Consider the following 20,347-nt stretch of genomic DNA (forward strand, 5'->3'; position numbering starts at 1 on the left):
GCATGTCATTTACTGATATCTATCAGATTTCCGGTTCGGCGATGACGGCGCAAACGCTGCGTCTGAATACCGTTGCCAGTAACCTGGCGAATGCCAATGCGCCCGCCAGCAGCGAGGCGCAGGCATATAAAGCGCGCAGCCCGGTGTTTGCGGCGGTGTATCACCACAGTTTGCTGGCGGGTACACATCGTCATGCCATTGACGGTGCCAGTGTGCAGGTGCAGGACGTGCTGCAAACCGGCGGAGCTGTGAAACGCTATGAACCACATTCGCCGCTCGCCGATGCTAACGGGGATGTCTGGTATCCCGACGTCAACGTGGTGGAACAGATGGCGGACATGATGTCGGCTTCGCGCGATTTCGAAACCAATGTCGATGTGCTCAACAACGTGAAAAGTATGCAGCAAAGTTTGCTGAAACTGGGAGAAGCCTGATGAATACCCTGGCGCTGAATGCGCAATCACCGCAGCCGACCGCCACGGCGGAAAGCAACAACGTGGCGGCCAGCGACACGCAAAGTAGCAGCGATAGCTCGCCCGTCGATACCTTCCTGACGCTGTTTGTCGCTGAGATCCAAAACCAGGACCCGACCGACCCGACTGACGCCACCGAATATATCGACCAGCTTTCTTCGATGGCGCAGGTGGCGATGATGGAAGAGATGAGCGTGCAGGCCAACACCAACGCGGTGCTGATGAGCAACATTCAGGTGATGGCGCTCGGCAACCTGGTGGGTGACGACATTATGGTGCAGACCACCGCCTTGCAGGTGAGCGACCAGACCATTAATGGTCGCGCCACGCTTGACGACGCCTGTACCACCGCCGATCTCCACTTTACCGATGCCGCAGGCGATGACTATACGGTGTCGCTGATCCCGGAAGGCAGTTCGTCCGTCGGGCCAGGTCAGGTGGATTTCTCGATTAATCCGGCGGATTACGGTATCCCGCCGGGCGATTACGACGTCTCGGTGGTCACCAACACCGGGGAAGAAGAGGTGCCGATTGAAGTTTCCGGCGAAGTGGAGGATGTGCGCATCCCGCTCGACGGCAGCTCCCCGGTGCTTAACGTTGCCGGTGTAGGCGAAGTGCCGTTCACCATGATTAGCCAGTTTGGCGTACCCGATGCCGACAGTGATGTGGCGTGATGTCCGGTGCCAAATTGCTTGATGCGCTTCGCTTATCAGGCCTACATGAAACTATTGAATCCGAATGGTTTTGTAGGCCGGATAAGGCGTTCACGCCGCATCCGGCGTTCGGTGCAAGATGCCTGATGCGACGCTTAACGCGTCTTATCAGGCCTACGAGTTCGCGCATATTTTTATGTTTGCACCCGTTCGTAGGCCGGATAAGGCGTTCACGCCGCATCCGGCAAAACAACGGGCACGCTGCCAAAATCTGAATTAACAGGAAGACACAATGAGTTATGAAATTGCTGCAACGGGGCTGAATGCCGTTAACGAACAGCTGGACGGGATCAGTAACAACATCGCCAACGCCGGAACGGTAGGCTATAAGTCGATGACCACCCAGTTTTCAGCCATGTATGCCGGAAGTCAGGCGATGGGCGTCAGCGTGGCAGGCACCGCGCAAAGTATTTCGCGCGGCGGTTCGCTGGTATCCACCGGTAACGCGCTGGATCTGGCGATTAACGACGACGGCTTTTTTGTTACCTGCGACAGCGCGGGCAACATTTCTTATACCCGCGCCGGATCGTTTGAAACCGACAAAAACGGCTATATCGTCAACGCCTCGGGCGCTTATTTGCAGGGCTATCCGGTCGATGACACGGGCACCCTGCAAACCGGTACAGTCACCGATATCCAGATCAAAACCGGTAATATTCCGGCGCAGGCCAGCAGCAGCCTGACCTTTACCGCCAACTTCGATGCCAGCGATGCGGCTATCGACCGCACTACCGTACCGTTCGACGCGACCAACAGCAGCTCGTACACCGACAGCTACACCACCACGGTGTATGACTCATTAGGCAACGAACATTCGGTATGCCAGTACTTCACCAAAACCAGCGACAACACCTGGGAAGTGCAGTACACCTTCGACGGTCAGCAGCAGACCGGCGTTCCGGCGACGACGTTAACCTTCGACCCGAACACCGGGAAACTGACCTCGCCAACCACGCCGCAGACCATTGAGTTTCAGACCGACGCCGCCGCACCCATCGATTTAACCGTCGATTACTCGACCTGTACGCAATACGGCTCTGAATTTTCGGTCACCACCAACGCCGCCGACGGCTACGCCTCTGCCACTCAGAACGGTGTGCAGGTTGATGACGATGGCAAAGTTTACGCTACCTACAGCAACGGCGAGCGCATGTTGCAGGGGCAGGTGGTGCTGGCGACGTTCCCGAATGAAAACGGCCTGGAGGCAGTGAGCGGCACCGCGTGGGTACAAACCGGCGAATCCGGCACCCCGCTGATTGGCGTTCCCGGTTCCGGCACCTGCGGCACGCTGTCGTCGGGCGTGCTCGAAAGCTCTAACGTCGATATCACCAGCGAGTTAGTCAACCTGATGACCGCCCAGCGTAACTATCAGGCCAACACCAAAGTTATCGCCACCAGCACGCAGCTCGATGACGCGCTGTTCCAGGCAATGTAATGGACCGCTTGATTTATACCGCCCTGAGCGGGGCTTCTCAGACCCTGTACGAGCAGCAGATCAGCGCCAACAACCTGGCAAACGTCAACACCAACGGTTTTCGCGCCGATATGGCAATGGCGACTAACGATAAGGTGAAAGGCGGCGGCTTCGACACGCGCTATATGGCGCAGGAAGGGGCCAGCGGCGTGAACGACAGCACTGGTGTTGCGGAGAAAACCGAACGCCCACTGGACGTGGCGATTCAGGGTTCGGGTTACATTGCTGTGCAGGATAAAAACGGCAACGAAGTGTATACCCGCAACGGCAACATTCAGCAGGATGACCAGGGGCAACTGACTATCGACGGCAATCTGGTGCTGGGAGATAACGGGCCGATCATTCTGCCGCCCAACGCCATTGCTTCGTTTGGCAGCGACGGCACGCTCTCCGTGACGCCCGATGACGGTGACGTGACCGCGACGATGGATATCGACCGCCTGAAGCTGGTGGATATCCCGGTCGCGAACCTGGCGAAAAATCCTGAAGGGATGCTGGTGACTGCCGACGGCGTTCCGGCCCAGCGCGATGAAAACATCAAAGTCAGCGGCGGTTTTCTCGAGGGCAGCAACGTCTCGGCGGTGAGCGAGATGATGTCGTCCATCGCCATGAACCGCCAGTTCGAAGCGCAGATCAAGATGATGAAAACCGCCGAAGATATCAGCGACGCGGGCAACCGCTTATTGCGCGGCTCGTAATCGCACATCGTAGGCCGGATAAGGCGTTCACGCCGCATCCGGCAACCGCGGCCAAAAAATAACACGGAATTTACCACCATGAACGCAGCACTATGGATCAGCAAAACCGGCCTCTCGGCGCAGGATGCTGAAATGAGCGCGATTGCCAACAACATCGCCAACGTTAACACCACCGGCTTCAAGCGTGACCGGGTGATGTTTCAGGATCTGTTTTACCAGACCCAGGAAGCGCCGGGCGCGATGCTCGATCAGAACAACATTATGCCGACCGGGCTGCAATTCGGTAGCGGCGTACGCATTGTCGGCACTCAGAAAACCTTCACCGAAGGCAACGTCGAAACCACCGACAACGCGATGAATGTCGCCATTATGGGGCAGGGGTTTTTGCAGGTGCAAAAGGCCAACGGCGATATCGCTTATACCCGCGACGGCAACTTGCAGGTGAACGCTGACGGCGTACTGACCAACTCGCAGGGCTTGCCGTTGCAGCCGGAAATCGACGTTCCGGCGGGGGCGACTAATGTTGCTTTTGGTGAGGATGGCACGGTGACGGCGATCTTACCCGGCGACAGCGACGTGACTGAGTTAGGGCAACTGACGCTGGTGAACTTCGCCAACCCGGCCGGGCTTTCCGCTGAGGGTGACAACCTCTATCTGGAAACCGCCGCCAGCGGTCAGCCGACCGAAGGCGTACCGGGCGAAGATGGGCTTGGCACCTTGCAGGACAACGCGCTGGAAGGATCGAACGTGGATATCGTCAACGAGATGGTGGCGATGATTACGGTGCAACGGGCGTACGAGATGAACGCCAAAATGGTCTCGGCTGCGGACGATATGTTGCAGTACATCAGCCAGACGCTGTAAGGCCGAAATGTCGGATGCGACGCTGACGCGTCTTATCCGACCTACAAGAGCACATAACTCACTGTATTTAAACAGGCAGAACGTGAAAAATTATCTCTGGCTGGTGGCGCTGCTTCCACTCCTTAGCGGGTGTGAATCGCAGGCCATTCTGGTCAAAAAAGACGACGCATACTTTGCGCCACCAACCACCGAAGCGCCGCCTCCGGCAGACGGGCGTGCCGGGGGCGTGTTTGAAACCGGCTACAACTGGTCGCTCACCGCCGACCGGCGGGCTTACCGCGTGGGCGATATCCTGACGGTGATCCTCGAAGAGTCCACCCAGTCGAGCAAACAGGCGAAAACCAACTTCGGCAAAAGCAACACCGTCGATATCGGCGCGCCCACGATTTTTGGACACACCAAAGATAAACTTTCCGGCTCTATCGACGCCAACCGCGACTTTGACGGCAGCGCCACTTCCCAGCAGCAGAACAGCCTGCGCGGGGAGATCACCGTTTCCGTCCATGCGGTGCAGCCTAACGGCATCCTGGAAATTCGCGGCGAAAAATGGCTGACTCTCAACCAGGGCGATGAGTACATCCGCTTAAGCGGCCTGGTGCGCGCCGACGACATCCAAAACGACAACTCGGTTTCCTCGCAGCGGATCGCCGATGCCCGCATCTCCTATGCCGGACGCGGCGCGTTAAGCGACGCCAACGCCGCAGGCTGGTTGACGCGGCTGTTTAACCATCCTCTGTTCCCGATTTAATGCCGGAGAGTGCAATGCAAAACTGGATAAAGGCCGCAGCGATCGCTGTAAGTCTGACGCTGCCCGGCGTGGCGCTGGCGCAATCGCTGGAGTCGTTGGTCAACGTACAGGGCGTGCGTGAAAACCAACTGGTCGGCTACAGCCTGGTGGTAGGCCTCGACGGTACTGGTGATAAAAACCAGGTCAAATTCACCAACCAGACCATCACCAATATGCTGCGCCAGTTTGGCGTGCAACTGCCAAATAAAATCGATCCGAAGGTGAAAAACGTCGCCGCGGTAGCGGTGAGCGCCACGCTGCCGCCGATGTACTCGCGCGGGCAGACCATCGATGTCACTGTTTCGTCGATTGGCGATGCCAAAAGTATTCGTGGCGGCACTTTGTTGCTGACCCAGTTGCACGGCGCGGATGGCGAAGTTTATGCGCTGGCGCAGGGCAGCGTGGTGGTGGGCGGGATGACTGCCACCGGGGCCAGCGGTTCGAGCGTAACGGTTAATACGCCAACCGCCGGGTTAATTCCTAACGGCGCAACGGTAGAGCGCGAGATCCCCAGCGATTTTCAGATGGGCGACACTATCACCCTCAACCTGAAACGTCCGTCGTTTAAAGATGCCAACAATATTGCGGCGGCGATTAACGCCTCGTTTGGCGGCATTGCTACTGCGCAGAGCTCTACCAACGTCAGCGTGCGTGCGCCCACCAGCCCCGGCGCGCGGGTGGCATTTATGTCGCAACTGGATGATGTACAGGTGCAGGCAGAGAAAATCCGCGCCCGCGTGGTGTTTAACTCGCGTACCGGCACGGTGGTGATGGGCGATGGCGTTGCGCTGCATGCGGCGGCGGTGTCGCACGGCAGTTTGACCGTCTCGATTAACGAAACCAGCAACGTCAGCCAGCCAAATGCTTTTGCGGGCGGGCGCACGGCGGTAACGCCGCAGAGCAATATCGCGGTGAATCATGCGCGCCCGGGCGTGGTGAGTTTGCCGGAGTCGAGCAGCCTGAAAACGCTGGTCAATGCGCTGAACAGTTTAGGCGCAACGCCGGACGACATTATGTCGATTTTACAGGCGCTGCATGAGGCGGGCGCGCTGGATGCCGACCTGGAGGTGATCTGATGAAAGTGAACGCCAGCGGCGGGATTGACGGCAGCGATGCGTTAATGGGGCCGAAGGTTCAGGCCAATGATATTAAGCAGGCCGCGGAGCAGTTTGAGGCGATTTTTTTACGCAACATGCTGAAAGAGATGCGTAAAACCAACGAGTTGTTTGATTCGAAAGATAACCCGTTTAACAGCGATTCGGTGCGCATGATGCAGGGGTTTTATGACGATGAGTTGTGTAACACCCTGGCGCAGCAGCACGGGATTGGGATTGCGGCGATGCTTGTGAAGCAGTTGTCGCCCAGGCATAAATGAGGCTTCGGCGTTCGGTGCCTGATGCGACGCTGTCGCGTCTTATCAGGCCTACGAGTCGCCCGTATGTAGTATGTAGGCCGGATAAGGCGTTTACGCCGCATCCGGCATTTGGCACCCGGTTTACGGAACTTAAGAATCCCCAACTTCACGCCGCTTTTAACCGGCACGATTTACCGGTAAGGACCCAACATGGACATGATTAACATCGGCTACAGCGGCGCATCAACGGCGCAGGTGGAGCTGAACGTCACGGCGCAAAACACCGCTAACGCCATGACCACGGGCTACACCCGCCAGGTGGCGGAGATCAGCACCATCGGTGCCAGCGGTGGTTCGCCGAACAGCGCTGGTAACGGCGTGCAGGTCGACAGTATTCGCCGCGTCTCCAACCAGTATCAGGTTAATCAGGTATGGTATGCCGCCAGCGATTACGGCTATTACAGCACCCAACAAGGGTATCTCACACAACTGGAAGCGGTACTGAGCGACGATAACAGCAGTCTGAGCGGCGGCTTCGATAACTTTTTCGCTGCCCTTAACGAAGCGACCACCAGCCCCGATGATTCCGCCCTGCGCGAGCAGGTGATCAGCGAAGCCGGGGCGCTGTCGTTGCGCATCGACAACACGCTGGATTACATCGACTCGCAAAGCACGGAAATCATCAGTCAGCAGCAGGCGATGGTATCGCAAATCAATACGCTGACCAGCGGCATCGCCAGCTATAACCAGCAAATCGCTCAGGCCGAAGCCAACGGCGATAACGCCTCCGCGCTGTACGACGCCCGCGATCAGATGGTGGAAGAACTGAGCGGAATGATGGACGTGCAGGTCAATATTGACGACCAGGGCAACTACAACGTCACCCTGAAAAACGGTCAGCCGCTGGTGAGCGGGCAGCAAAGCTCGACCATCGCGCTGGAAACCAACGCCGACGGCACACCGACCATGTCGCTGACTTTCGCTGGCACCACCTCGACCATGACCACCGACACTGGCGGTTCGTTAGGCGCTCTGTTCGACTATCAAAACGACGTGCTGACGCCGCTGACCGACACCATCAACAGCATGGCGTCGCAGTTCGCCGATGCGGTCAACAACCAGCTGGCGCAGGGCTACGATCTCAACGGTAACCCCGGCGAGCCACTGTTTATTTATGACGCCAGCAATGCCGATGGCCCACTGACCGTTAACCCGGATATCACTGCCGATGAGCTGGCGTTTTCCAGTTCACCGGACGAAAGCGGCAACAGCGACAACCTGCAGGCGCTGATCAATATCTCCACCGAACCGCTGGAGATAGCCAACCTCGGCAGTGTGACGGTCGGGCAGGCGTGCTCGTCAATCATCAGCAATATCGGCATTTACAGTCAGCAAAATCAGACGGAAGTCGATGCCGCGTCCAATGTCTATTCCGCAGCGCAAAACCAGCAGAGTAGCGTCAGCGGCGTCAGCATGGACGAAGAAGCGGTGAACCTGATCACCTATCAACAAATTTATGAAGCTAATCTGAAAGTCATTTCCGCCGGGGCCGAGATTTTCGATTCGGTGCTGGAAATGTGCAGCTAAGCGGGAGCGCGAAAATGCGAGTAACCACCCAACAAACCTACGTCTCGATGACGCAAAGTTTTAATAATCTCTCCGGCTCTCTGGCGCATGTGGTCGAGCAGATGGCAACCGGCAAGGAAATTTTGCAGCCGTCGGATGACCCAATCGCCGCCACGCGCATCACCCAGTTAAACCGCCAGCAGTCGGCGATTGAACAGTATCAGAGCAATATCGACTCCGCGTCGGCGGGCTTAAGCCAGCAGGAATCGATTCTCGATGGCGTCAACAACAGCCTGCTGGTGGTACGCGACGACCTGCTTGAAGCGGCGAACGGCACCAATACCGCCGATTCGCTGGCAAGCCTCGGCCAGGATATTGAGTCGCTCACCGATTCAATGGTGGCGGCGCTCAATTATCAGGACGAAGACGGGCACTACGTGTTTGGCGGCACCATCAACGATCAGCCGCCGATTGTCGCGGTAGACGATGATGGCGATGGCGTCACCGACAGCTATAGCTATCAGGGCAACAGCGACCATCGCCAGACTACCGTGTCGAACGGTGTGGAAGTGGACACCAACGTGGCGGCGAGCGATTTTTTCGGTAGCAATTTAGACGTGCTTAACACGCTTAATTCCTTGTCGCAGGAACTGCAAAACCCGGACGTCGACCCGGCAGATCCGCAGGTGCAGAGCGATATTCAGAACGCCGTCGATGTGGTGGACACCGCCTCGGACGACCTCAACGCCTCGATTGCGTCGCTCGGCGAGACACAAAACACCATGTCGATGTTGAGCGATGCACAGACCGATATCTCGACATCTAATGATGAATTGATTGGTTCATTGCAGGATCTCGATTACGGTCCGGCGTCGATCACCTTTACCGGACTGGAAGTGGCAATGGAAGCTACCCTCAAGACTTACTCGAAAGTGAGTGAGTTGAATTTGTTCAGCGTTCTCTAACTCTTTCAGGAACAGTATGCAGGTCGGACTTACATCTTCATCACTCGCCACCGGCGGCGCACATAGCGCTGCGGTATCGTCGTCAACCGTTGCGTCCACTCAGGCGGTGCGGCAAAAACTCCCGGCGACGGCGAGTGAATATCCGGCCTCGCCGCTGATTACCACTCGCCCGCAGCGTTACAGCGTACAGCTTAACGACCAGCTCACCACGTTGCAGCAGGCGGATCACTATCTCGGGCAACTGGAACAGCAGTTGCTCGACTATCGTCACAGCCAGCGTAAGGGCGGGCAGGCGCAGAGTACGGCGCTGATGCAGATGCTGGACAAACGCGCCGCGCTTTCCGGCGGCGCGGTGGACCGCCAGTTACAACCAGTGTTGCAGGGCGAAGCGCGGGTGACCTTCCACTCGCCGGATCTGGCGAATCTGGTACACAATCCCACGCCGGGAACGCGCATGTTCAGTGTCTCTGACGGGCGGCAGACCCAGCTTTCGGCGGTGATGCTGTCTGAGGATGACAGCGCCGGGCAGTACCAGACGCGCCTGACCAACGCCCTGCGCCGCGTGGGCGTGCAGGTACATCAGCAAGCGGACGGCATCAGTTTCTCCACCACCGAAAAACAGTGGCCTGACATCGAGCGCACCTTAAGCGTGCGCACCGATGGTGATAAGTCGGCGTTTATGCCACTAAAAACCTTTGCCGAACCGTCGCAGGCCGTGCGTTTAGCGCAAAGTTTGCAACAGGGTGGGGCGGGGATTTCCCAGACGTTAGAAAGCATTAATCAGCAGCGCGCGCAGATGGCGGTGCAGCAGGAAAAAGCCCGCCAGTTGATCGACGGCATGTCACGCTTCCCGCAAACGGAAAACGCGGTGCAGGCATCGGAGAACCTCGGCGGCGTGCTGGATAGCGCCAATCATAACTATCAGATTTTATTGCAGGCGGTGAACGGTCAGGCGCGAATTTCCAGCCAGACGGTGAGGAATTTATTGGGATAATTATCGGTTGGCCGGATAAGACGCGTTTAGCGTCGCATCCGGCATATATTGGCACTTGTCAGCATTTCTGCACAGTATTTAACAACTTCTCTAAATTCTGATACATCGCGCTATTAATATCGCTGTTCTGCCAACCTTCCACATTAAAGGTTAATTGCCAGCTGCCGTTGCACTGGTTACGCAGAACAATATCGCTTTCCAGTCGGTTACGAACATATTTATAATAGGTTGTCATTGTCATATTATGCGCTGACAATAAATTATCGAGTTTGTCTTTTCCTGGTGCGAGGATTTGTGACAGTAACGGTACGGAATTATTTTCCTTTCCAGAACTAAGATGAAATATTTTTATTCTTGGACTGTTAATTGACTCTTTTACCAGTTGCGGGGCGTCAGGTGTACTTTTCAAGTGTGAATACCCCACGGTTGAGCCAACCAATATAACAGCCGCGGCCAACGCCAGCCCCATCAGTCCTTTATGTTTTTTTCTAACAGGTACAGGCGGTGTTGTCGAAGATATCTCTTCTGGCGTTGTTTTCTGTATCTGGTCGGTAATAATCAGCGCTTCCGCAGGCGATGACTCCGGAAAAGACACATACTCTTTATTGCACAGGTACCCTTTCTTCGGAATTGTTTTAATAATGTTCTGTTGTTTGCCATCATCATCGATAGCAACGCGCAACGCATGGATCGCCGTCGGCAGGCTGTTACCGCCGACTATGCGGTTCTTCCATACTTCGGCACATAAATAAGATCGCGATAAAACCACATCGGCATTTTTTGCTAATGTTTCCAGCAAAATAAAATGGTATTCGCCGAGACGACGTGTTTCACCCGTTTCGCAATGTATTAAGGCATTAAGCGACGGGTCCATCCGCCAGTTGTTGATAATAATACTCATAGTTGAGTTTACCTTAGCAAGGGATAAATGTTTCCTGATAGTGCTTTGCATAAAGCACAGTCTTATACGTCCCTGAGAAGATGATTTTTCTGCGTGATAATTAATATTTTATGGTAATAGGATTATTCTTAATCACTATATGGCGTGGAAATGTAACGAAATGACAGGACAGGTACAATAGCCAAACGTGTACTATTTGCAACGCAATGTAAATTTTGGCATCAGTACATTGAGAAGAAAACGCGTTAATTGATGACAATCTTAACTATATCAAGCATTTGATAAAGACATATTTTGATACCTGGCCATGTGGCAGATATTGCTAATAATCTTTTTATCTGAATTTAAACTCTGCTTTTTTTAGCTAAAAGTGGCATCGGATAATACGTGGCGAAAAAATTTTAACGGCGATTTTAAGTTTGCTCCCGAGGTGTCGTTTTTACAGGGTATCGAAACGAACACGATTAATCCCAAGGAGCAGTATCATGTTATCTATTAACACCAATAACGCCTCAATGGCCGCCGTTAATGCAATCAGCAAAAGCAGCTCTTCTCTGTCTACTTCTATGGAACGCCTGGCGACAGGTAACCGGATTAACTCTTCTGCCGATGACGCCGCAGGCAAACAAATTGCTAACCGTCTGACGGCACAGTCCAGCGGTATGGGTGTGGCGCTGAGCAACATCAATGATGCTACCGCGATGCTGCAAACCGCTGACAGCATGTTCGACGAAATGTCTGACGTGCTGGGGCGTATGAAAGACCTGTCAACGCAGGCAGCGAACGGCACCTACAGCGACGACGACCTGCAGGCGATGCAGGACGAATACGACGAACTGGGCCAGCAGATGTCTGACATGCTGCAAAACACTACTTACGGCGGCACCAACCTGTTCGGTGTTTCCGGCACCAGCAACACCGGTACTGACGGTCTGTTCCAGAGCGCGGTAACTTTCCAGGTGGGCGCGGAATCTTCCGACACCATGACCGTGAACATTTCAAGCCAACTGAACACGCTGGTGACTGACCTTTCTGCTATCAGCAACTCCTTTAGTGCGGATCAGGCTGACACCACTGGCACCGCAGGCGTTTCTGGCGGTACTGAACTGACTGCGTCTGGCTCGGCTAACCAGATGATCACCAGCATTTCTACCGCGATGGATGACGTTTCTCAGATTCAGTCCAAGTTGGGTGCATCTATCAACCGTCTGAATGACACCGCCAACAACCTGACCAGCATGCAGGACAACACCGAAGTGGCTATCGGCAACATCATGGATACCGATTACGCGACGGAAGCGTCCAATATGACCAAACAACAGGTGCTGATGCAGACCGGTATCACCATGCTGAAACAGTCCAACAGCATGTCCAGCATGGTTTCCAGCCTGCTGCAGTAAGTTCGGGCCGACAAACGGGCACAAGCATAAAAATATGTGCGGACTCGTAGGCCTGATAAGACGCGTCAGCGTCGCATCAGGCGTTGTGCACCGATTGCCGGATGCGGCGTGAACGCCTTATCCGGCCTACAAATGGGCACACGCATAAAAACAGGCGCGGACTCGTAGGCCTGATAAGACGCGTCAGCGTTGCATCAGGCACTGTGCACCGATAGCCGGATGCGGCGTAAACGCCTTATCCGGCCACGAACAACACCGCCTGTGGGCGGTGTTGTGCTTTCTGCGGCAGGCTTTTTTCCGCCAGACCGGAAACGTCATTTCCGCCTGTTTTTCAATCTATTGATTATTCACATAAAAAATATTGGCACGCCTTTTGCCAATAACCTGACATTGTTATCCGGAGTCATCAATGATCAACCCAAGAACCATTGCGCAAGAAATCGCGTATGCGGATGTCGCTACTCAGGCGACGAATTTGCAGGAGAAGCAGAGTGAGCTGGATGCTGAAAGCAGCGGCCTGGACTCGCTCAGCTCGGCGTTGAGCGATTTCCAGAGCGCCGTTGACGCGCTGAACAGCGATACCGACGGCCCGGTGACTTTTGCCGCCACCAGCAATAATGACTCGGCGACCGTTTCCGCCAATTCCCAGGCGCAGGCGGGAAGCTACTCGTTTTTCGTTGAGCAACTGGCGCAGGGGCAGCAAACCACGTTCAGTATGGGCGACGACGCCTTTTCCGCTACCGGTACTTTTGAACTGACGATGGGCGACAGCACTATGGATATCGATCTGTCGGCGGCAGATCAGAACGGTGACGGTGACGGTTTTATCGACGCCAGCGAGCTGGTGAATGCGATTAACGACTCCGATGACAATCCGGGCGTGTCGGCGGCACTGGTAAAAACCGACGGCACCACCACGATTATGCTCACCTCCGATAGCACCGGGGCGCAGAGCGCGTTTTCGGTGAGCGTAACGGGGCATGATGCCAGCAACGATAGCACCAGTGCGCCCGTTGCCACGGATGTTTCCTCCGCTCAGGACGCGATTATTCATCTCGGTAGCGCCAGCGGACCGGCTATCACCAACAGCAGCAACACGTTTGATGATGTGATCCCCGGTGTCACCATGACTTTTACCGAAGTCAGCGATTCTGACAGCGATCTCACCACCTTTAACATCAGTGAAGATTCCAGCGCCAGCCAGGAGAAAGTACAGACCTTTGTCGATGCCTATAACACCTTGATTGATACGGTTGATTCGCTAACCACCCACGGTGATGACAGTAGTAGCGCCGGGGTCTTTGCGGGGGATGCTGGACTCAGCTCACTGGCAAACCAGCTCGATGACATCGCCCATGCCAGCTACAACGGCGTGTCGATTGTCGACTATGGCATCACGCTCGATTCTCACGGCCACTTACAGATTGACTCCGACCAGTTCAACGACGCGATGAAGAGCGATCCCGACGGCCTGACCTCTATTTTCGTTGGCGACAACAGCATGGTGGCGCAGATGGACGACCTGATTAACACCTACACGGACTCCAGCAACGGCATCATCACCCTGCGCCAGCAGAACATTGATGATCAGATGAGCAAAATTCAGGACGAAGGCGATCAGCTTACCGATACCTATAACGCTAACTACGACCGTTATCTCGAGGAGTACACCAATACGTTGGTTGAGGTGTACACCATGAAAGCCAGTATGGCGGCATTTGCGTAATTCAGAAGGAATATCCTTAAAGATGTACCAAGTACAGGACGGTTATTCGCAATACAAAGAGATCGATCTCGCGGCGCGTACCGCGGCGGCATCGCCTCTTGAACTGGTGCTGGTGCTGTTTTCTGGCCTGATGGACGAGCTGGAACGCGCCAGAAGCCACATTGAAGGGCGGCGTTTCGAGAAGAAAGCCCAGAGCATCAATAAATGCATCGACATTCTCAATGCGCTCACCAGTTCGCTGGAATTTGAAACCGGCGGCGAGCTGGTGGTCAACCTTTCGCGCCTCTATGACCACTGTGTGTATCGCTTGTATGAAGCCAGCGGCGAACTGTCGGCAGAGAAAATCGATGAAGTGATGCTGATCTTAAGCAACCTGCGCGAAGGCTGGGAAGGGCTTTCGGGCAAGCTGGGTTAAGACGATGGAAAAACAACGCAGGCAACTTTTTGCACTGGTCGAAGCGATGAATGACGCCCTCGACAAGCAACGCTGGCGACGCCTTCCGGCACTGTATCAGCAGTTGATGCGCCAGTTTCACGATTACGCGGCGGCGGAAACCGACGCGGCGCAGTTGGATGCGGTGAAGGCACAACTGTACGGCGCGTTTAATGCCCTGATTAAACGGCGCGAGCAGCGCGCAGAAGTGTTGAAAGCGCGTATGGAACAGCATCAGCGGCATCAGGAAGGCGTACTGGCCTACTCAATTGTTAATTTACTTTCGGAGAAGTCATGAATCCGGCATTGCTTGCCACGCTCGGAACGCTTGCGGAAACCGCTTCGTTGAAGGCGGATATTTTACCGCCGGTGAGCGGTGAAAACGCGCCCGTGTTTACCCTGCCGAAAATGGTGGTCGCGGCGGTGGCGGAGCGCGTTCATAGCGCTAAAACCAGTCAGCAACAGGCGACGCGCCCGCAGGAGAACGATCCGGTGGCGATGCAGGCGCTAATGGCGCTGTTACTTCCGCAACCTGCCGCGCCGCATCAGGACACGCCGCAGCCGCGAAACGTCGCAACATCGCCGGTTATCCAGCAATTGACGAAAGCGGTGGTGCAAAACGCGCCGCAACGCCCGACGCAGCAGCAGGAACTCACGTCGTTGCCGCCGCAGTTGCAGGAACTGATCGGTCAGTTGCCGCAGGCGAAACCCGAACAGCAGGCCAGACTGGCGACTTACGCCAGTGAAGATTTACATGCCATTGCGCCGACGCAGCCGCGCGTCTCAACACCGCCAGCTCGCCCGAAACCTGAACTAACCCGTGTGACCGCGCGCCCGCAGGTCGAGCGTAAAACGGAAAAAGTGCCGGACAGCGAACCGGTTATTGCGCGTGCGGTGTTGCAGGTTAAGACGCCAGAGTTGGTCAGCGATCATCAGGAGATTGTCGCCAAACCAGCCACGCTTTCGATGGACGAACTGGGCGAAAAACTGACGACGCTGTTGAAAGATCAGATCCACTTTCAGCTCAACAAACAACAGCAGATCTCCACCATTCGTCTCGATCCACCGTCGCTTGGCAAGCTTGAGATCGCCGTACAGTTGGATAACGGCAAACTGACGGTCCATATCGGTGCGAATCAAAGCGAAGTCTGCCGCGCATTGCAGCAGTTTAGCGACGATCTCCGCCAGCATCTGACGGCGCAAAATTTTATGGAGGTGAACGTACAGGTTTCCTCCGAAGGGCAGTCGCAGCAGCAACAACAGTCGGGCCATCAGCAGGAAGAGGTGAGTGCCGCCTTACAGCTTGATGATGCGCCTCAATTTCAACAGAACGAATCCGTTTTGATCAAAGTGTAAAGGCAATATGAAGAAAATCGTGGTGGCAGGCGTGGTCAGCGCCGTTCTGGCGTTGGTGGTCGGCGCTGGAGCAGGATGGAGTGTCTGGCATCATTATGCCGGAAAAGGAAAACCGACTACCGCCGCGCAAACGGAATCGGTGGAAGCTCTGGATGAGAGCAAGAGCGTATTTGTGACGCTGCCGGAAACCATTGTCACTTTGCATGACAACAACGGCGCGGATCATTATTTGTCGGCGGAATTAGTGATGGTGGTCGCCAGTGACAAAGAGGCGGAAAAAATAAAGCATCAGGAACCGCTGTATCAAAGTATTGCGGTTGAATGCCTGACGGAAATGAAATTTGAAGATTTGCGCGGCATGAAAATATCTGCCATCCGCAAACTGATTTCTGACGCGTTAAAGAAAGATCTTCAGCGTCGCAAAATGACCGCACCGTATAAGGATTTGCTGGTGAAAAAAGTGGTCTTCCAGTAATCACCAGGCGGATATAAACATGCTACAGGATGTATTCGAGTCAGAAGAATTTGCAGCCACGCTGGTATTAACTCCGCAGCAGGAGAGCCACTACTTGCAGGCCTATTTACCGTTGGTGCGTAAAGTGGTGCGGCAACTTGCCCCGCAGTGTAATTGCATTATTGACCGTCAGGATATGGAACAAACGGCGTTAATGGGGCTGTTGAACGCCATTCGTCGCTATGGGCTGCCGGACGAAGGTTTTGCGGGCTATGCCGTGCACCGTATTCGCGGTGCGATCCTGGATGAGCTGCGCGCTCTCGACTGGCGACCGCGCCAGCTGCGACAGAAATATCATCAGATGAAAGACCTGATTCGCGAAACGCGTAAAAAACTGGGGCACGAACCGGAGTGGCAGGAGCTGGCTGAGGAAGGGATCTCGCATGAAGATTATCTCGAATATCAGCAACTGGAAGGGGCGGAAACGCTCGCCAGCCTGGACGAACTGCTGAACGGCGAAGGGCCAGGCATTCCGCTTGCTGGCCGGGAACTGGAAGATCAGTTTGTCACTCAGCAAATGTTGCAACACGCGCTTTCACAATTAAGCGAAAAAGAGCAACTGATCCTCTCCATGTATTACCAGCATGAGATGAATCTCAAAGAGATTGCGCTGGTATTAGGGCTAACCGAGGCCCGAATTTGTCAACTGAATAAACAGATCGCGCAGAAAATTCGTGATTTTGTCTATCCGAATTAAAGTGAAGAAATCATGCAAAAAATATTAGGTTTACTGGTGGTGCTCGGCTGCGTATTTGGCGGTTATTTTGAAGCGGGCGGGCAATTAGTGGCTATCTGGCAACCGGCGGAAATGATCATTATTTTGGGTGCCGGTTTCGGGGCGATGATTATTGGTAACCCGAAACATGTGCTGAAAGAGATTGCCCATCAAATTAAAGGCGTGATCAGTAAAAAACAGCTCGGGCCGGAGTTTCAGCGTCAGCTATTAATGTGCCTGTATGAGTTGCTCGAAATGGTGCAAAACGGCGGTCTGCGGATGTTGGATCAGCATATTGAGCAGCCGGAAGAGAGCACCATTTTCCAGAAATACCCGCTGGTGTTAACCCAGAAGCGGCTGGTGACCTTTATTGCTGATAACTTTCGCCTGATGGCGATGGGTAAAATCGACGCCCATGAGCTGGAAGGCATTCTCGATCAGGAACTGGACACCGCGGAAGAGTCCCTGTTAACGCCGTCGCGCTCGCTGCAACGTACCGCCGAAGCGATGCCGGGATTTGGTATTTGCGCGGCGGTGCTGGGCATCATCATCACCATGCAGTCGATTGATGGATCTATCGCTCTGATTGGCCTGAAAGTGGCGGCGGCTCTGGTGGGGACGTTTTTAGGCGTGTTTATCTGCTACTGCCTGATGGACCCGCTAGCCAACGCCATGGAACAGCAGGCGCGGGCGGAACATTCTTTGCTGGAATGCGTGCGCACTGTGCTGGTGGCGCAGGCAGGCGGCAAACCGACGCTGCTGGCGGTGGACGCCGGGCGTAAGCTGCTGCATCTGGCGTCCAAACCGACCTTCGCCAACCTCGACGCGTGGGTGAATGCGATGCTGGAGCAAGAATAAGCATGAGAAAGACGGGCAACCACCGCGAACGTGGGGCAAAAACCACCATCGTCCGGCGGCAGATCAAAAAGAATCATGCCGGGCATCACGGCGGGGCGTGGAAGGTGGCGTTCGCCGACTTTACTTTGGCAATGATGGCGCTATTTATGACGCTGTGGATTGTCAACAGCGTCAGTAAATCCGAGCGTGAAAGCATTATCGCCGCGCTGCACGGGCAGTCGATTTTTAACGGTGGTGGGTTGTCGCCGTTAAATAAAATCAGCCCGTCTCATCCGCCAAAACCTGCCACCGTGGCGGTGCCGGAAGAGACGGAGAAAAAAGCGCGCGACGTCAACGAGAAAACGGCGCTGCTGAAGAAGAAATCCGCCACCGAGCTTGGCGAGCTGGCAACCAGTATCAATACCATCGCCCGTGATGCGCATATGGAAGCGAATCTGGAGATGGAGATTGTTCCCCAGGGATTACGCGTGCTGATTAAAGACGACCAGAACCGCAATATGTTCGAACGCGGCAGCGCGAAGATTATGCCGTTCTTTAAAACTTTGCTGGTGGAGCTTGCGCCAGTGTTCGACTCGCTCGATAACAAAATTATTATTACCGGGCATACCGATGCGATGGCCTACAAAAACAATATCTACAACAACTGGAACCTTTCGGGCGATCGCGCGCTTTCAGCTCGTCGGGTGCTGGAAGAGGCCGGAATGCCGGAAGATAAAGTGATGCAGGTAAGTGCAATGGCGGACCAGATGCTGCTGGATGCCAAAAATCCGCAAAGCGCGGGCAACCGGCGCATTGAGATTATGGTGCTGACCAAAAGTGCGTCCGATACGCTGTATCAATACTTTGGTCAGCATGGGGATAAAGTGGTGCAGCCGCTGGTGCAAAAGCTGGATAAGCAGCAGGTGCTTTCGCAGCGAACGCGTTAAATGCTGAATCTTTACGCATTTCTCAAACCCTGAAATCACTGTATACTTTACCAGTATTGAGAGGTGAGCAATGCGTAAAATCATTCATGTGGATATGGACTGCTTTTTCGCAGCGGTGGAGATGCGCGACAATCCCGCCCTGCGCGATATCCCTATTGCTATTGGCGGCAGCCGCGAACGACGGGGGGTGATCAGCACCGCCAATTATCCCGCGCGTAAATTTGGCGTACGTAGCGCTATGCCGACAGGGATGGCGCTCAAATTATGCCCGCATCTCACCTTGCTTCCAGGGCGCTTTGACGCCTACAAAGAAGCCTCAAATCATATCCGCGAAATTTTCTCGCGCTATACCTCGCGCATTGAACCGTTATCACTGGATGAAGCCTATCTCGATGTCACCGATAGCGTCCATTGCCACGGTTCTGCGACCCTCATCGCCCAGGAAATCCGCCAGACGATCTTCAACGAGCTGCAACTGACGGCGTCTGCGGGCGTGGCACCAGTAAAGTTTCTCGCCAAAATCGCCTCCGACATGAATAAACCCAACGGCCAGTTTGTGATTACGCCGGCAGAAGTTCCGACATTTTTACAAACCTTACCGCTGGCAAAAATTCCCGGCGTCGGCAAAGTCTCGGCGGCAAAACTGGAAGCGATGGGGCTGCGGACCTGCGGTGATGTGCAAAAGTGTGATCTGGTGATGCTGCTTAAACGCTTTGGCAAATTTGGCCGCATTTTGTGGGAGCGTAGTCAGGGCATTGACGAACGCGACGTTAACAGCGAAAGGTTGCGAAAATCCGTCGGTGTAGAACGTACGATGGCGGAAGATATTCATCACTGGTCTGAATGTGAAGCGATCATCGAGCGGCTTTACCCTGAACTGGAGCGTCGTTTGGCAAAGGTAAAACCTGATTTGCTGATTGCCCGCCAGGGGGTGAAATTAAAGTTCGACGATTTTCAGCAAACCACCCAGGAACACGTCTGGCCGCGGCTGAATAAATCTGATCTAATCGCCACCGCGCGTAAAACCTGGGATGAACGCCGCGGCGGGCGCGGTGTGCGACTGGTGGGGCTGCATGTGACGTTGCTTGACCCGCAAATGGAAAGACAACTGGTGCTGGGATTATGAATAACATACAAATAAGAAACTATCAGCCTGGTGATTTTCAGCAACTATGCGCTATTTTCCTTCGAGCTGTTACGATGACGGCGAGTCAGCACTATTCTCCACAGCAAATTGCCGCCTGGGCGCAGATTGACGAATCTCGCTGGAAGGAGAAACTCGCGAAATCACAAGTGCGGGTTGCAGTTATTAATGCACAACCGGTTGGTTTTATTACCCGCATTGGACATTATATCGATATGTTATTTGTTGAACCGGAATACACCCGACGCGGAGTTGCCAGCGCTTTGTTAAAACCATTGATTAAGTCTGAATCCGAACTTACGGTGGACGCCAGCATAACCGCAAAACCCTTTTTTGAACGTTATGGTTTTCAGACAGTTAAGCAGCAGCGCGTTGAATGCCGGGGAACGTGGTTTACTAATTTTTATATGCGATATAAACCGCAACATTAAATCCAGCTTGCAATGAAAATAACGCCCGTCTAGTATGTGCGCGTTTTCTTATTCC

23 protein-coding genes are annotated in these 20,347 nt (G+C 54.5%); 22 read left to right on the top strand and 1 reads right to left on the bottom strand.

Annotated features, from left to right (window positions below; translation table 11 throughout):
- Window positions 1–2 precede the first annotated feature (2 nt).
- The 11 genes from flgC (at window position 3) to ACJHX4_RS00275 (ending at window position 9,888) form a co-directional block, all read left to right on the top strand.
- A complete protein-coding gene (flgC, locus tag ACJHX4_RS00225; protein ID WP_000010949.1) occupies window positions 3–434 on the top strand; it encodes a flagellar basal body rod protein FlgC in 432 nt (143 codons plus the stop codon).
- Window positions 434–1,147 (top strand): flagellar hook capping FlgD N-terminal domain-containing protein, encoded by a 714-nt coding sequence (locus ACJHX4_RS00230; protein WP_001093672.1) that lies wholly within the window; start codon window positions 434–436, stop codon window positions 1,145–1,147. Before flgC ends, ACJHX4_RS00230 begins: the two co-directional genes overlap by 1 nt.
- A 271-nt stretch (window positions 1,148–1,418) precedes the next feature.
- Window positions 1,419–2,621 carry a flagellar hook protein FlgE gene (gene flgE / locus ACJHX4_RS00235; RefSeq protein WP_000119526.1) on the top strand — a complete coding sequence of 401 codons (1,203 nt, stop codon included), beginning with the start codon at window positions 1,419–1,421 and terminating at the stop codon, window positions 2,619–2,621.
- Entirely contained in the window at window positions 2,621–3,358 is a 738-nt protein-coding gene (locus ACJHX4_RS00240; protein ID WP_000375461.1) for a flagellar basal body rod protein FlgF, read from the top strand. The genes flgE and ACJHX4_RS00240 overlap by 1 nt, the downstream gene beginning before the upstream one ends.
- A 78-nt stretch (window positions 3,359–3,436) precedes the next feature.
- Window positions 3,437–4,222, top strand: a complete 786-nt coding sequence (gene flgG / locus ACJHX4_RS00245) for a flagellar basal-body rod protein FlgG (RefSeq protein ID WP_000990540.1) — start codon at window positions 3,437–3,439, stop codon at window positions 4,220–4,222.
- Between the two features lie 82 nt (window positions 4,223–4,304).
- Complete coding sequence (gene flgH / locus ACJHX4_RS00250; protein WP_000800871.1) at window positions 4,305–4,970, top strand: flagellar basal body L-ring protein FlgH; 666 nt, start codon at window positions 4,305–4,307, stop codon at window positions 4,968–4,970.
- Between the two features lie 14 nt (window positions 4,971–4,984).
- Window positions 4,985–6,085 carry a flagellar basal body P-ring protein FlgI gene (locus ACJHX4_RS00255; RefSeq protein ID WP_001181885.1) on the top strand — a complete coding sequence of 367 codons (1,101 nt, stop codon included), beginning with the start codon at window positions 4,985–4,987 and terminating at the stop codon, window positions 6,083–6,085.
- On the top strand, window positions 6,085–6,384 hold the full coding sequence (locus ACJHX4_RS00260; RefSeq protein ID WP_000867181.1) for a rod-binding protein: 300 nt from the start codon (window positions 6,085–6,087) through the stop codon (window positions 6,382–6,384). Before ACJHX4_RS00255 ends, ACJHX4_RS00260 begins: the two co-directional genes overlap by 1 nt.
- 189 nt (window positions 6,385–6,573) lie before the next feature.
- Entirely contained in the window at window positions 6,574–7,950 is a 1,377-nt protein-coding gene (gene flgK, locus ACJHX4_RS00265) for a flagellar hook-associated protein FlgK (RefSeq protein WP_000367237.1), read from the top strand.
- A 14-nt stretch (window positions 7,951–7,964) separates the two neighbouring features.
- The gene (gene flgL / locus ACJHX4_RS00270) at window positions 7,965–8,894 is read left to right on the top strand and encodes a flagellar hook-associated protein FlgL (protein ID WP_001266819.1); all 930 of its coding nucleotides are present in this window, start codon (window positions 7,965–7,967) and stop codon (window positions 8,892–8,894) included.
- Window positions 8,895–8,910: 16 nt separating this feature from the next.
- The gene (locus ACJHX4_RS00275) at window positions 8,911–9,888 is read left to right on the top strand and encodes a hypothetical protein (protein ID WP_001531421.1); all 978 of its coding nucleotides are present in this window, start codon (window positions 8,911–8,913) and stop codon (window positions 9,886–9,888) included.
- 58 nt (window positions 9,889–9,946) lie between these two features.
- On the opposite strand, the gene ACJHX4_RS00280 is transcribed toward ACJHX4_RS00275, so the two are convergent.
- Window positions 9,947–10,789 carry a transcriptional regulator gene (locus tag ACJHX4_RS00280; RefSeq protein WP_000022354.1) on the bottom strand — a complete coding sequence of 281 codons (843 nt, stop codon included), beginning with the start codon at window positions 10,787–10,789 and terminating at the stop codon, window positions 9,947–9,949.
- Between the two features lie 485 nt (window positions 10,790–11,274).
- On the opposite strand from ACJHX4_RS00280, the gene lafA reads away from it, so the two are divergent.
- The 11 genes from lafA (at window position 11,275) to ACJHX4_RS00335 (ending at window position 20,292) form a co-directional block, all read left to right on the top strand.
- Window positions 11,275–12,189 (top strand): lateral flagellin LafA, encoded by a 915-nt coding sequence (lafA, locus tag ACJHX4_RS00285; RefSeq protein WP_000949083.1) that lies wholly within the window; start codon window positions 11,275–11,277, stop codon window positions 12,187–12,189.
- A 409-nt stretch (window positions 12,190–12,598) separates the two neighbouring features.
- Entirely contained in the window at window positions 12,599–13,915 is a 1,317-nt protein-coding gene (gene fliD / locus ACJHX4_RS00290; RefSeq protein ID WP_000609689.1) for a flagellar filament capping protein FliD, read from the top strand.
- Between the two features lie 22 nt (window positions 13,916–13,937).
- Window positions 13,938–14,330: a flagellar export chaperone FliS gene (gene fliS / locus ACJHX4_RS00295; protein ID WP_000285321.1), complete on the top strand. Its 393-nt coding sequence runs from the start codon at window positions 13,938–13,940 to the stop codon at window positions 14,328–14,330.
- Between the two features lie 4 nt (window positions 14,331–14,334).
- On the top strand, window positions 14,335–14,646 hold the full coding sequence (locus ACJHX4_RS00300) for a hypothetical protein (RefSeq protein WP_000414995.1): 312 nt from the start codon (window positions 14,335–14,337) through the stop codon (window positions 14,644–14,646).
- Window positions 14,643–15,704: a flagellar hook-length control protein FliK gene (locus ACJHX4_RS00305; RefSeq protein ID WP_001067480.1), complete on the top strand. Its 1,062-nt coding sequence runs from the start codon at window positions 14,643–14,645 to the stop codon at window positions 15,702–15,704. Before ACJHX4_RS00300 ends, ACJHX4_RS00305 begins: the two co-directional genes overlap by 4 nt.
- Window positions 15,705–15,711: 7 nt before the next feature.
- Window positions 15,712–16,179, top strand: coding sequence for a flagellar basal body-associated FliL family protein (locus ACJHX4_RS00310; RefSeq protein ID WP_000725265.1), 468 nt, complete (start codon window positions 15,712–15,714; stop codon window positions 16,177–16,179).
- Window positions 16,180–16,198: 19 nt separating this feature from the next.
- Window positions 16,199–16,915, top strand: coding sequence for a FliA/WhiG family RNA polymerase sigma factor (locus ACJHX4_RS00315; protein ID WP_000938731.1), 717 nt, complete (start codon window positions 16,199–16,201; stop codon window positions 16,913–16,915).
- 12 nt (window positions 16,916–16,927) lie between these two features.
- Window positions 16,928–17,791: a flagellar motor stator protein MotA gene (motA, locus tag ACJHX4_RS00320; protein ID WP_001169518.1), complete on the top strand. Its 864-nt coding sequence runs from the start codon at window positions 16,928–16,930 to the stop codon at window positions 17,789–17,791.
- A gap of 2 nt (window positions 17,792–17,793) precedes the next feature.
- Window positions 17,794–18,717, top strand: a complete 924-nt coding sequence (gene lafU / locus ACJHX4_RS00325) for a putative lateral flagellar export/assembly protein LafU (protein WP_001232544.1) — start codon at window positions 17,794–17,796, stop codon at window positions 18,715–18,717.
- 70 nt (window positions 18,718–18,787) lie between these two features.
- Window positions 18,788–19,843, top strand: a complete 1,056-nt coding sequence (gene dinB / locus ACJHX4_RS00330) for a DNA polymerase IV (protein ID WP_001226176.1) — start codon at window positions 18,788–18,790, stop codon at window positions 19,841–19,843.
- Entirely contained in the window at window positions 19,840–20,292 is a 453-nt protein-coding gene (locus ACJHX4_RS00335) for a GNAT family N-acetyltransferase (protein WP_001059897.1), read from the top strand. Before dinB ends, ACJHX4_RS00335 begins: the two co-directional genes overlap by 4 nt.
- Window positions 20,293–20,347: the final 55 nt, after the last annotated feature.

Source organism: Escherichia sp. WS2035 (assembly GCF_046487065.1).
Lineage (GTDB): Bacteria > Pseudomonadota > Gammaproteobacteria > Enterobacterales > Enterobacteriaceae > Escherichia > Escherichia coli.